11 protein-coding genes are annotated in these 12,208 nt (G+C 62.5%); 5 read left to right on the top strand and 6 right to left on the bottom strand.

The window, feature by feature from the left end; translation table 11 throughout:
• Positions 1–24: 24 nt before the first annotated feature.
• On the top strand, positions 25–1,035 hold the full coding sequence (locus tag GR183_RS10460) for an alpha/beta fold hydrolase (protein WP_160775517.1): 1,011 nt from the start codon (positions 25–27) through the stop codon (positions 1,033–1,035).
• Between the two features lie 386 nt (positions 1,036–1,421).
• Here GR183_RS10460 and GR183_RS10455 read toward each other — a convergent pair whose 3' ends face one another.
• Positions 1,422–2,111: an FMN-dependent NADH-azoreductase gene (locus tag GR183_RS10455; protein ID WP_160775516.1), complete on the bottom strand. Its 690-nt coding sequence runs from the start codon at positions 2,109–2,111 to the stop codon at positions 1,422–1,424.
• A 92-nt stretch (positions 2,112–2,203) separates the two neighbouring features.
• Between GR183_RS10455 and gcvA the strand changes: the two genes are divergently transcribed.
• Positions 2,204–3,202, top strand: a complete 999-nt coding sequence (gcvA, locus tag GR183_RS10450; RefSeq protein ID WP_202395969.1) for a transcriptional regulator GcvA — start codon at positions 2,204–2,206, stop codon at positions 3,200–3,202.
• A 52-nt stretch (positions 3,203–3,254) separates the two neighbouring features.
• Here gcvA and pyk read toward each other — a convergent pair whose 3' ends face one another.
• From pyk to GR183_RS10435, 3 genes are read right to left on the bottom strand one after another with little or no spacing between them, the layout of a single operon-like run.
• Complete coding sequence (gene pyk / locus GR183_RS10445) at positions 3,255–4,691, bottom strand: pyruvate kinase (protein WP_160775515.1); 1,437 nt, start codon at positions 4,689–4,691, stop codon at positions 3,255–3,257.
• The gene (locus GR183_RS10440) at positions 4,688–5,179 is read right to left on the bottom strand and encodes a DUF1036 domain-containing protein (RefSeq protein ID WP_160775514.1); all 492 of its coding nucleotides are present in this window, start codon (positions 5,177–5,179) and stop codon (positions 4,688–4,690) included. Before GR183_RS10440 ends, pyk begins: the two co-directional genes overlap by 4 nt.
• A 33-nt stretch (positions 5,180–5,212) precedes the next feature.
• Positions 5,213–6,529 (bottom strand): glycerate kinase type-2 family protein, encoded by a 1,317-nt coding sequence (locus tag GR183_RS10435; protein ID WP_202395967.1) that lies wholly within the window; start codon positions 6,527–6,529, stop codon positions 5,213–5,215.
• Positions 6,530–6,735: 206 nt separating this feature from the next.
• Here GR183_RS10435 and GR183_RS10430 point away from each other — a divergent pair, with 206 nt between their 5' ends.
• The 3 genes from GR183_RS10430 to GR183_RS10420 all read left to right on the top strand — a co-directional run bounded on the left by GR183_RS10430 (position 6,736) and on the right by GR183_RS10420 (position 8,269).
• On the top strand, positions 6,736–7,545 hold the full coding sequence (locus tag GR183_RS10430; protein ID WP_160775512.1) for an N-formylglutamate amidohydrolase: 810 nt from the start codon (positions 6,736–6,738) through the stop codon (positions 7,543–7,545).
• Between the two features lie 59 nt (positions 7,546–7,604).
• On the top strand, positions 7,605–7,883 hold the full coding sequence (locus GR183_RS10425) for a DUF1244 domain-containing protein (RefSeq protein ID WP_202396050.1): 279 nt from the start codon (positions 7,605–7,607) through the stop codon (positions 7,881–7,883).
• Positions 7,884–7,999: 116 nt separating this feature from the next.
• Positions 8,000–8,269 carry a DUF2312 domain-containing protein gene (locus GR183_RS10420; protein WP_160775510.1) on the top strand — a complete coding sequence of 90 codons (270 nt, stop codon included), beginning with the start codon at positions 8,000–8,002 and terminating at the stop codon, positions 8,267–8,269.
• Positions 8,270–8,379: 110 nt separating this feature from the next.
• On the opposite strand, the gene mepK is transcribed toward GR183_RS10420, so the two are convergent.
• Both mepK and GR183_RS10410 read right to left on the bottom strand, forming a co-directional pair.
• Positions 8,380–10,194: a peptidoglycan L,D-endopeptidase MepK gene (gene mepK / locus GR183_RS10415; RefSeq protein ID WP_446696954.1), complete on the bottom strand. Its 1,815-nt coding sequence runs from the start codon at positions 10,192–10,194 to the stop codon at positions 8,380–8,382.
• Positions 10,195–10,459: 265 nt separating this feature from the next.
• The gene (locus tag GR183_RS10410) at positions 10,460–12,067 is read right to left on the bottom strand and encodes a sigma-54-dependent transcriptional regulator (protein ID WP_202395965.1); all 1,608 of its coding nucleotides are present in this window, start codon (positions 12,065–12,067) and stop codon (positions 10,460–10,462) included.
• Positions 12,068–12,208 lie beyond the last annotated feature (141 nt).

Raw genomic sequence — 12,208 nt, 5'->3', positions numbered from 1 at the left:
CCCGCCCGACGACGGAACGATTCAATGAAATTCATTGCCTATGCCACATTCGCGTGCCTGTTTCTCGCGCTCGGCCTGAGCGCGATCTACACGGAATATCGTCGCCGCCAGATCGAAGCCGCCAACCAGCCAACCGGCCAGTTCCAGACCGTCGACGGCGTGCGCCTGCATTATATCGACCGCAAGCCGGCCGGCTGGACGAGGGACGATCCCGCAGTCGTCTTCATCCACGGCGCAAGCGGTAATCTTCGCGATCCCCTGCTCGCCTTCGGGCATGAATTCGACACCGGCGTGCGCTCCATCTTCATCGACCGGCCAGGCCACGGTTTTTCGGAGCGCGGAGCGAACGGCCACTCGCCGGACCGCCAGGCGGAGCTGATCGCCGGCCTTCTTCACGAACTTGACCTCGGGCCCACGGTTGCCGTCGGCCATTCATGGGGTGCCTCGGTCGTTGCGGAACTCGGGCTTGATCACAAGGACCTTGTGCAGGGCCTCGTATTCGTTGCACCGGCAACCCACCCTTGGGGAAGCGGCGAGGTGAGCTGGTACTACACGCTTGCGGCCACGCCTGTAATCGGGGCGATATTCACGAAGACGCTGACCTTGCCGGTTGCCGAGAGGATCGCGCCTTATACGATCCGCAGTATTTTCTCGCCGAACCCCATGCCGCGCGACTATGCCGAGGAAATAGATCTCCAGCTCCTGTTCCGCCCGGCGAACTTCCAGGCCAATGCCGAAGATGTGGCCGCACTCTACGATCACGTGAGCGAGGCGGCAAAAAAATATCCGCAAATCAGCCAGCCCGCCGTCATCGTCACGGGCGATGCGGACTCCGTCGTCTATCCCAGCATCCACTCGCAAGGCCTTGCCCACGACCTTCCCAATGCCGAATTGCGCGTGCTGGCCGGAACGGGCCATATGCCCCACCATGCGCACACGAGCGAGGTCGCCGAAGCGATCCGCTCTGTTATTCGCAAGATCGCCCCGCGCCAGCCGCGCGGAACCGAAATTTCACGGAGAATTCCGGAGAATTAACCCAGGTCGCACAAGAAATGGACAACCGTTTACCGGTCTGGTGGAAAACGATTCACCGGATCCATTTCGATTACGCCCCGCTCCGGTAGCGCTCGGCCAACGTTGTCAGGCTCTCTTAACTATTCAGTATTGCTCGGCGGACAGCCTTCTGTCGCCAGAGCCGGGGCGCAACCGCTAAAGGGCATGCTTTGTGGCCCTGCCATCAAGAACCTCGCCTATAGCGCATCCTTTCAAGTCAGGGAGAATAAAGCACCATCAATGCGCAGGATCAAACAAACGCGCTTAGAGCGCGTCTTGTTTAATCGGGATCACCGGACGCGCTCTATCAATTTGATATTGTGCATGTCCTTGCCCCAAAACCGGTTCCCACTTTTGGGGGACATGCTCTAGGCGGCTTGCCCTTCCGATAGACTGGCGGTCAGCTTGCGGACCAGGACATCCACGCCCTGTTCAGCCGATCCGATCGATTCCTGCAAGCGCTCGTCTGCGAACTCGTCGAATTCGATTGCCAGCGAATGGACGTTGCTGATGCCGATATAGGCGAATGGCGTTCTGACGCCCGGTTCGACATGGTTTTGCGCCTCAAGGCGCTCACCCGGATCGTAGCCGTAATCGCCGCGAGAAGACAGCAGGACGAGGGTCTTGCCCGCCGGCACCATCGGCCAGTAGGGCGCGCCCGCGCGTCCGCGGTCAAAGCCGAATGTACGGCCGACACGGACGATGTTGTCGATATAGGCCTTGAATTGCGCGGGCGGCCCGAAGTTGTACATCGGCACTCCGGCTACGATGATGTCGGCTTCCAAGAGTTCATCGACGAGCGCATCGCTTTCGGCAAGCACCTCGTGCATCCAGTTTTCACGTTCCTCCGGCTTGGTGAAGGCGGCATGGATCCACTCGCCCGTCACCGACTTTGGAGGATTGGCGCCAACATCGCGGTAAATCACCCTGTCTCCGGGACGAACCGTTTGCCAGTTGTTCACAAAGCGCCGCGTCAGACGCCGGCTGTGCGATCCGAAGCGATGTTCGTCGGACCCCCCGGAACGGGCGCTGGAATCGATATGCAATAAGGTCGTCACGGGCTCTCTCCGTCGTTCGTTTTTTGCGATTGAGCTTGATTCATAATCATCCGTCGACAACCGGCGCCGTTGTCGATAGAAGAGATAGCCTCATGATTTTCCTTGTTCAAAATCGAATTTCTCAGGAGGGGGATGAACAGGATTCAGCTATGTCACCACTCCCTCCCCTTGCATCACTGCGCGCCTTCGAAGCCGCTGCCCGCCACCTGAGCTTCAAACGCGCCGCAGACGAGCTCGGCGTAACGCCGACGGCGATCAGCCATCAGGTACGGCTACTGGAAGAAATCATCGGTTCGAAGCTATTTGAACGACAGCCACGCAAGGTCGCGCTGACGGAAATTGGCGTGATGATGTTTCCGCCGCTCCGCGATGCGTTCTCATCGATGGCAAAGGCTGTGGGGCAAGCCAGGCGGAATACAGGCCAAAGAGCTGTTACCCTTACCTCGACGACGGCCTTCGCGGCCAAGTGGCTGGTGCCGCGCATCAAGCGGTTTAGCGCCCAAAACCCCGACATCACTTTGCGCATACACCCTAGCGAGAGCGTGGTTGATCTTCACGCCGGGGCGGCGGACTGTGCTATCCGCTATGGCCGTGCACCGTTTGCAGAGCTCGTATCGGAACCGTTATTCGAAGAACGCTTTGCGCCAATATGCAATCCACGTCTTGGAATTCGCGATTTGGCGGACCTCAAACATCAAACGCTCCTTCACTCGGAATGGCGCAAGCAGGATGAGTTCACGCCTTCCTGGCGGAGATGGTGCGACATTGCCGGCGTTACGGACATCGACACACGCGGCGGAGCGGTGTTCACCGACGATAGTCACGTCATCCAGGCCACGATCGCCGGCCAGGGAATCGCGCTGCTGAGTAGTGTGCTGGTTCACGATGACCTTAGAAGCGGCTTGCTCACGCAACCCTTCGGACCGGATCTCGCCGGTCTTGGTTATCACTTCGTCTATCCCGAAGCGGCTGCCGGGAATGCAAATATCCAGGCGGTGCGCAGCTGGTTGAGTGCAGAAGTGTCTAACACGCCCGAGAATGCCGATACTGCGGCGATGGAGCAAAAACGAACGAAACTTCCCGAAGGCTAGGTTGGGGACGAATTCTTGTCACGAAAGCAATCCCGCTTTCAGGACAAGCGCTCTAAATGCCCCCACGCCCGTCGCTGCCGACGAAGGCGATGCGCAGCATGTTCGTGGAACCCGGCGTACCGAAGGGCACGCCCGCGGTGATGATGATGCGCTGGCCGGGCTTTGCGAAGCTTTCGCTGAAGGAAATGCGGCAAGCGCGGTCGACCATGTCATCCTCGCTCTTCGCATCATCGCTCACCACGCAATGCAGCCCCCAGGCGATCGACAGCCGCCGCGCGGTGCCGACCACCGGCGACAGCGCGATGACCGGCACCGAAGGCCGCTCGCGGGAGGCGCGCAGCCCCGTGGCACCCGAAGATGTGTAGCAGACGACGGCGGCAAGGCTCAGCGTTTCGGCGATCTGACGGGCAGCGGCGGAAATGGCGTCTGCTCCCGTCGGCTCCGGTTCGGGGCGCTGTGCATGGATGATCATGCGGTAGTTCGGGTCCCGCTCGACCTCATGCGCGATGCGATCCATCGTCTCCACCGCGTCGACCGGGTAGTCGCCGGCCGCCGATTCGGCGGAGAGCATGACGGCATCGGCACCTTCGTAAACCGCGGTTGCGACATCGGAAACCTCCGCGCGCGTCGGCACGGGAGCGTTGATCATGGATTCCAGCATCTGCGTCGCCACGACGACGGGCTTGCCGGCGCGGCGCGCGGCACGTGTGATCTGCTTCTGGAGTCCGGGCACGCGCTCAAGCGGCATTTCCACGCCAAGGTCGCCACGCGCGACCATCAGGGCGTCGGAAAGCTCCAGGATCTCCGGCAAGCGCTCGATCGCCTGAGGCTTTTCGATCTTCGCCATGACACCGGCGCGCCCGCGCGTCACCTTGCGCACGTCGGCAAGGTCGTCCGGACGCTGGATGAACGAAAGGGCGATCCAGTCGACATTCGCCGCAAGCGCCGCATCAAGGTCCTTGCGGTCCTTGGTCGTAAGCGCACCGACCGGAATTTCCGTGTCGGGCACGCTGACGCCCTTCTTGTTGGAAAGCTTGCCGCCGACATCGACCACGCAGTCGGCGCGGGTTTCGGAGGCTTCGCGAACGAGAAGGCGGATCTTGCCGTCGTCGAGAAGAAGACGGTGGCCGGGCTTCAGCGCCTGCAGGATCTCGCGGTGCGGCAGGTGAACGCGCGTTACATCTCCGGGAGCGGGATCCGAATCCAGGATGAATCGGGCACCCTTTTCCAGCATGACCGGGCCGTCGGCGAAAGTGCCCACGCGCAGCTTCGGCCCCTGCAGGTCGGCGAGGATGCCGATCGGCCGGCCGACGTTCGCCTCGACCGTGCGAATGCGCTCGACCAGCGTGTTGAGCAGCGCGTGGTCGGTATGGCTCATGTTAATACGGAAAACGTCGGCACCGGCGCGGTGAAGCTTCTCGATCGTTTCGGGATCAGATGACGACGGGCCGAGGGTTGCCAGAATTTTGACCCGTCGATTACGCCTCATCTTCCGCCTGTCCCCTCTTGCACCGGTTCGGTCAACTGAACCGTCCAGCTTGCCTGCTCGCCGGTGTCTATTTCGAAAAATCCGGTCCGTTCATAACCGCGAGCGACGCAGTCCTCAATGCCTTGAATGGTAAATTCTTTTTCGCGCGTGCACATAAATGCGCGACCGCCCCATTCTCCGAACTGATCGTAGTCGACAGCGTAAATATAATAATAACGCGAGACGAGCGGGCCCGGCACGATTGTCTCGCAGCTGTTTGCGGGAAGGTTCCACCAACCCTCGGTCACCCAGGCGGCCTGTTCGCGATACCCGATAGCAACGCCGACCTGGCTCTCAGTCTTGTTGCACAAACGAAGCTCCGCTCGCGCTTCTGCACTGAGCGATGCGGAGAATAAAAATGTCAGAACCGCGCTGGCCAAGATCGAGGGGGCAAGGCCGGCCAGTTTTTTTACCGCAGAGCATTGGCGTTTTTCGCCATTTTTCATCATTCGATCACTCGTACCACGGCTTTGCGTGATTTCTTATTGCTGACGGTCAAGTGAATTGTCAATGAGTACGACCCTGAAGTCGTTTACATTGGTCATCGTGGGACCGGGGCGAACGAGATCGCCGATTGCGCCGAAGAAAGCCGTACTGTCGTTTCTCGACAAAAATGCGGCAGCATCAAGGTCAAAAGCTTTTGCTTTGGATAACGTTAAGGGATCTATGATCGCTCCCGCCGGATCGTCCGCCGCGCCCGAACCGCCATCCGTTCCGTCGGTATCGCCGGCCAGCGCCGCCACCGCCGGATGTCCGTCAAGCGCGATGGCCAGCGCAAGCGCATATTCCTGATTCGGCCCCCCGCGCCCGTCCCCGCGAATTGTCACCGTCAGTTCGCCGCCTGAAAGAAGCACCGCCTTCCTCCCTTCTCGCGCGAGCGCGGCCGCCCGTCTCGCGTGGTCCGCGGCAACGTCGCGCGCCTCCCCCTCGATGCTGTCGCCCAGTTGTATCGCCTCGTAACCTGCACGTTGCGCGATTTCGCCGGCCGCATCCAGCGAAATCTGCGGACGGGCGACAAGGCGGTATCGGGTTCGCTCGAAAAGCGCGTCGCCCGGTTTCGGCGTTTCGTTGGCGGAATCAGCCAGCGCATCGCGCACGGAGGCGGGAATGGCGATCCGGTAGCGCTCGATCACCGCACGCGCATCGGCAAGCGTCGTGGGGTCGGGCACCGTGGGGCCGGAGGCGATCACGGCCGGATCGTCATGGGGAACATCCGAAACGGCAAGCGTGGTAAGCCGTGCGCCATTTCCCAGAGCGGCCGCGAGCCTGCCGCCCTTGATGAGCGACAGGTGCTTGCGAACGGTGTTGATCTCGTCGATCGTCGCACCGGATTTCAGGAGCGCGCGTGTAAGATCCTGTTTTTCGGCAAAAGATACGCCATCGACCGGGGCCGACCAGTTGGCCGAGCCCCCACCCGAAAGCAGCACCACCACGTGATCCCCCGGCCCGGCGCCTTTCGCCAGTTCGATCGCCCTTGCGCTCGCCATCCTGCCCGCCTCGTCGGGGACGGGGTGGCCGGCCTCGATCATCTCGATCTGCCGTGTTGGACGGGCATAACCGTGGCGGGTGACGGCAAGGCCCGCGAGCCGCCCGGGCGGAAGGCGGAATTTATCGAGGTAGACCGCCTCCGCCACTTCCGTCATCGCGCCCGCGCCCTTTCCTGCGGCGAGGAGAACGATCCTGCCGCCGTCTTCCGGCTCGGGAAGAGCCGGCGGAAGCGTGGTTTCGGCCTTCGCCGCATCGACGGCGGCGGCGAACATCTTGAGGAGCAGCGAGCGGGCTTCGTCGAAGGATGGCATGAAACGCCTCATTGAATGCGCCGGCGGATCATCGCATCGCACCGGTGGATAAGTGTGGATCAGCCCGATGCGGACAGGGCTGGCGACCTTTCCCGGCGAATTCGTGTTGGTTGCGGGTCAAAGCTCGTTTATTCGTAACCGACCGTCGCGCCAATGCAATCGCGCAACAGCCGCAATTCCACTCTTCGACACGATCAAAGCCGTTCATGCCTTTCGATTTCCCGCCCCCGGTATCGCCTGACGAGGCCCCTTTCGAGACGATCGAGGGAAACATCTCGTCCGGTCTCCTCATCGTTTGCGACCACGCCAGCAATCTCGTGCCGGCCGAGTATGGCGACCTCGGGCTGCCCAGGGAGCAGTTCGAGAGGCACATCGGCTACGACATCGGCGTGCGCGACCTGACGTGCGAACTGGCGCGCCGTCTCGCCCTGCCGGCCGTCATGACCACCTATTCGCGCCTTTTGATCGATCCGAACCGGGGCGAGGACGACCCGACGCTCGTCATGCGCCTGTCCGACGGGGCCGTGGTCCCGGGAAACGCCCTGGTGGACGAAGCGGAACGCACGCGGCGGATGGAACGCTTTCACAAACCCTACCACGCAGAAGTCGACCGCCTTCTCGACCGGATGCTCGCGAGCGGAAATACGCCCGCTATCCTTTCAATCCACAGCTACACGCCCGTCTGGCGCGGCGTGCCGAGGCCGTGGCACGCTGGCATCCTGTGGGACAGCGATCCGCGATTTCCGCTGCCTCTCCTTGCCGCGCTGCGCGCGGATGCGGAATTGGTCGTCGGCGACAACGAACCCTACGACGGTTGCCTGAAGAACGACTGCATGTACCGGCACGGCACCGCGCGCGGGATCGCCCATGCGCTGATCGAGGTGCGCCAGGACCTGATCGCCGACGGGGCGGGCGTCAAGGCGTGGGCGGACCGTCTCGCCCCCATCCTTGAAGAATTGAACGAAAAGCCCGAGTTACATCGCTTGGAAGAACATCGATCCCGCGCTGACCGGTAAGGCCGGCGTATGGAAAAGTCAGGAGGCCGATCGTGACGGATATCGACGAAAAGACCCGGATGGAACTTGAGGCCGCAGCCTTTCGCAGGCTCGTCTCGCACCTGCGCGAACGCACCGACGTGCAGAATATCGACATGATGAACCTGGCCGGTTTCTGCCGGAACTGCCTGTCCAACTGGTATCGCGACGCAGCCGGGGAAAAGGGGCTCGACCTCGACAAGGAAGAAGCGCGAGAGATCGTCTACGGCATGCCCTATTCGCAGTGGAAGGCCAAGTACCAGAATGAAGCGAGCGAGGAACAAAAGGCCGCTTTCGAGATCAACAAGCCACAGCACTGACCGAAGTTGGCAAGCCGCACGCAAATATCGCTGCGGCGGCTTGATCCCGTGGCCAGAGTGAAATTAGAGCATATCGCGTTCAAGGGAATGCGAAGGTACAAGGAGCAAAGGACGACATGGCGGAACCCGGTGGTGTTGCAGGCGATCAGCTTCGCGCATTCGTGGAGCGGATCGAGCGGCTCGAGGAAGAAAAGAAAGTCATCGCGGACGACATCAAGGACGTCTACGCCGAGGCCAAGGGGAACGGGTTCGACGTCAAGATCCTGCGCAAGGTGGTCTCGTTGAGGAAAAAGAAGCCGGAAGAGCGCGAGGAAGAGGATGCGGTTCTCGATCTCTACATGCACGCGCTCGGCATGATCGGGGCAGCGCCCGAAAGCAACTACTGATCCGGCGAGATACCGCCTGCGAAACAAAAAATGCGGCTCCCTCCAAGGGGCCGCATTTTTCATGGAACCAGGCAAGGCTCCTTGGCGCTATCAGCGCAGATTCATAATCGTCAGCGCAGGCTCACCACGGGAAGAAGCACCACGGCCTCGCCGGAGAAACTGTCCGTACGCGGGGCATCCAGCGTCGGCTTGAAGTTGGCCGGGAGCACCCGGTCGCCCGTCTGGAACAGATCCTTCAGCTCGCGCTGGTTAGGGTGGCTCAGCCGGGCGAAGGCGGCCGTGCGGGTCGACTTTTCGCCGGTGATGAATTCCGAAACCAGCTCGCGGTCCGGAAGTGCGGCAAAGCGCGCCAGCGGATCGCGAACCACGCGATCCGGCACCGTTCCGGAAATCGAGGGCTTGGCGGCTGCCTTCGCCGGCGCCGGCTTCCTGTCGAGCGCGGCCGCGGATGCGCTGGAGCGCGCGGATACATCAGGCACACCGGCCGCGGCCGATGCGGTCTGGATCGGGGTGCCGGGCGCGCCATAGGCCAGCACGGCCTCGCTCAGGCCCGCGCGGTCGATGGACGGCTTTTTCGCGACGCCGCCGGTTGCGGCGGCGATCGCCGCAGCTCCGTTCGCCGGGGGCGCAGCGCGCGGCACGGCAGCTTCCGCCCGTGCGGTGGCCGCGGCGGCCAGCACGTCTTCAGGCTTCACGCGCGGGGCGGTGGCGAAAGTCGGGCGGAAGCGGTCCTCGTCGGGTTGCGAAAGTGCGGCGACCTGCGTCGCGGCAACGGCCGGCTTGCCTTCCTTCAGGCGAACGGCCTGCGCGTCGAGCGAATTCGGATTGGCCTGCGCACGGGCAAGCAGCGCCGGGCTTACGGGTTTCACCCGGGGGTGAATTCCGGCGAGGACGACCGGGTCGTCGTCGGCAGGCTTTTCCTCGATCTTTCGATCCGGTACCGGCGGCTTGGAAAGATCGGCGACCGCGCTTTCAGGCTCCTTGGCAGGCTCGGCCGGCTTTTCCTGGGCGTCGGCGGCTTCGCCGCTGCGCACGCCGGGCAGGGGCGCGGGCGGCACGCGCGATCCCGGATTGATGGAGGCAACGCGCGTGCGCGTACCGCTGCTTTCCTCATCGGCGGAGCTCGCCTTGTCCTCTTCGTCGTCATTATCGAAGAAGGTGGCTATGAAGCCTTTGCCGGAGCCCGATCCGCCGCCCGGACGGACGATCGCGCCATCGCTCCCGGCGCTGCTCAGCACCTGGCCCGTCGTCGACGGGGCGTTGTTGGAAGCGACCGTAACGGTGCCGGCACGGCCCGACTTGTGCCTTGCGAGCGCGGTCTGGTAGCCCGGCATGGGCTTGCCGTCGGTCGGCACGTGCAGCGTCACGCCGTCGGGAAAGACGGCGGCAAGCTGGCTGCGGGTCATGCGCGGCCAGTGGCGCACGCTGCCGGTATCCATATGCACGAAGGGCGAGCCGGAAGTCGGATAGAAGCCGACGCCGCCGACTTCCTTTCTCAGGCCCGTCTTGCGCAGGGTGGAAAGGTTCACGCCCGGAATGTAGAAATCCATCGCCTTGCCGCGCGTGTGCTGGCTGTTCTTGGCAACGCCTTTCGAACGGCTGCGCAGCATGTTGTTCGTCGCCGGTGAACGGTATCCGGACACCACGTGGATCGGCTGGCTGCCACCGACTTTCTGGTAAACCTCCCAGATCAGGTCGAAGAGTTCCGGATCCATCTTGGTGGATTCGTTCCGCCGCCAGTCGCGCAGGAAGCGGTTCAGATCGCGCAAGCCCGACTGGATATACCTGCCGTTCTTCTTGAAGGTGATCGACACGCGCTCATGGGTGTGCGTGTTGTAGAGCTTCAGCGTCCGCGTTTCGGCGCGCGCGCTCGCGGTTGTCAGGCACAAGCCGACGACCAGGGTTGCGAAGACCGCGAATGCCACAGCCGCAATGGACCGGGCGCAGGCTGCTGACCTGAGGACATACGCTTCAAACAAGATTCATGTCTCGCGTGCTTGCCGGCAACGGCACCAGACCGCCGGTCCATCAACCCCCCGGTTAAAAGGAAGGTAACAGGCCGGCGGTTAAGAAGTTTTTACCGTAACCAGAATTGAGAGCAAATCGTGGCAAAAGCGCACCACCTCTCAATAAATTCAGACCGCGGCAAAAAAACATCACCTGCCGCCAAAGTCCAGCCCCGCATTTCCCCTATTCGGCCGCGTCCTGATTCGCGCCTTCCTCGAGGCCGTATTCCTTGAGCTTGCGATATAGCGTGGAACGGCCGATTCCGAGGCGCCGGGCAACCTCCGTCATGCGCCCGCGGTAATGGTCGATCGCGACGCGAATCATCTCTTCTTCCATGGCGTTAAGCGTACGAACGTGGCCTTCGTCGTTCAGGCTGCGCATGAAGCCGAAGGGCGCGCCGGCCCCTTCGAATGCCTGCTGGACCGGCGTCCGCTCATCGCCGTGGCGTTCGACCGCTTCTTCGTCGCCGGGCCGACCTTCTCGCGGCAGTTCGGCAGCCTGCGGTGCGGTTTGCGAAGCATCCTGCGACGCTTCGTCGCGCGGCGGAGCGTCAGGCCTCAAAGGGTGGCGCGCGGGCTGCGATACGCTTCCGCCATGGGAAGCCGCCGCGACCTGCGGAAAATCTTCCGGCGTGAGATGGTCTCCATCGCACAGGACGACGGCGCGGAAGACGGCGTTTTCGAGCTGGCGGATGTTGCCGGGCCAATGGTAGGCCTGAAGCAGGCTCATCGCGTCGGGCGCCACGGTGGAGACCTGCGGCTTTCCCTCTTCGGCGGCGAAACGGGCGAGGAAATGGCGCACCAGTTCCGGCACGTCTTCCAGCCTGTCGCGCAATGGCGGCAGCCAGATCGGGAAGACGTTGAGGCGATAGTAGAGATCCTCGCGAAAACGGCCTTCCTTCACGAGGTCGATGAGGCGCCGGTTGGTGGCCGAAATCAGGCGGAAATCCACCTTGACCGGCCTGCGTCCGCCGATCGGGTCGACCTCGCCCTCCTGCAGCGCGCGCAACAGGCGCACCTGGATGTCGAGCGGAAGCTCTCCCACCTCGTCGAGGAAGAGCGTGCCGCCATGGGCTTCCTGGAATTTGCCGACATGCTTGTCGACGGCGCCCGTAAATGCCCCTTTTTCATGGCCGAAGAGGATCGATTCGACCAGGTGCTCGGGGATGGCGCCGCAGTTGACCGTCACGAATGGCCGGGATTTTCGGTCGCTCGTGCCCTGGATCGCGCGGGCTATCAGTTCCTTGCCGACGCCCGATTCGCCTTCGATCAGGATCGGGATCTGCGAATTGGCGGCCCTGCGGCCGATCCTGAGAACCCGCTCCATCGCCTCCGAGCGGGTGACGATATCGTCGAAACTGAAAGTACCGGTCGAGCGCTTCTTGAGCCTTGTGATCTCTCCTTCGAGCGCGGAAACCTTCATGCAATTGCGAAGCGAGATTTCAAGCCGTTCGGGCGACACCGGCTTGACGACGAAATCCTGCGCGCCCGCGCGGATCGCATTCACCGCCGTCTCGATGCCGGCATGCGCCGTCTGCACGATGATCGGCACCGTGATCCGGCTTTCGCGCAGGCGGGTGATCACGCCCATGCCGTCGAGCTCCGGCATGACGAGGTCGAGGACGATGATATCGATCTCCGCCCCGTCCGGCCCGTTCATCAGGCGCACGGCTTCCTGCCCGTTGGTGGCGGTCGTCACGCGGTATCCGAAGCGCTTGGCGGCTTCCTCGAGAAGACGGCGCTGTACCGGGTCGTCGTCGACGATAAGAAGCCGGCCGCTCAAGTGATCCATGCTATTCGCCTGTCGGTCCTGAAAATTGTCTCATTTGGAAACAGGCTAGCCGCGGGGCGGTAAATAAATCGTCCATTTCCAACGCAAGAGGTGCGAAGGACAATTCGGCATCTTGCGCAAAGGGCCCGCCTCGCCAAAATG

The organism is Stappia sediminis, assembly GCF_009826895.1.
Taxonomy (GTDB): Bacteria; Pseudomonadota; Alphaproteobacteria; order Rhizobiales; family Stappiaceae; genus Hongsoonwoonella; species Hongsoonwoonella sediminis.
The sequence above is the reverse complement of the archived record's forward strand: the minus strand, read 5'-3'. Positions and strand labels throughout refer to the sequence as shown.

Coding starts and splice junctions, on each gene's coding strand:
- GR183_RS10460 (WP_160775517.1), top strand. CDS start 25: ATGAAATTCATTGCCTATGCCACATTCGCGTGCCTGTTTCTCGCGCTC.
- GR183_RS10410 (WP_202395965.1), bottom strand. CDS start 12,067: ATGGATCACTTGAGCGGCCGGCTTCTTATCGTCGACGACGACCCGGTA.
- GR183_RS10430 (WP_160775512.1), top strand. CDS start 6,736: ATGCCTTTCGATTTCCCGCCCCCGGTATCGCCTGACGAGGCCCCTTTC.
- GR183_RS10440 (WP_160775514.1), bottom strand. CDS start 5,179: ATGATGAAAAATGGCGAAAAACGCCAATGCTCTGCGGTAAAAAAACTG.
- pyk (WP_160775515.1), bottom strand. CDS start 4,691: ATGAGGCGTAATCGACGGGTCAAAATTCTGGCAACCCTCGGCCCGTCG.
- GR183_RS10425 (WP_202396050.1), top strand. CDS start 7,605: ATGGAACTTGAGGCCGCAGCCTTTCGCAGGCTCGTCTCGCACCTGCGC.
- GR183_RS10420 (WP_160775510.1), top strand. CDS start 8,000: ATGGCGGAACCCGGTGGTGTTGCAGGCGATCAGCTTCGCGCATTCGTG.
- gcvA (WP_202395969.1), top strand. CDS start 2,204: ATGATTTTCCTTGTTCAAAATCGAATTTCTCAGGAGGGGGATGAACAG.
- GR183_RS10435 (WP_202395967.1), bottom strand. CDS start 6,529: ATGCCATCCTTCGACGAAGCCCGCTCGCTGCTCCTCAAGATGTTCGCC.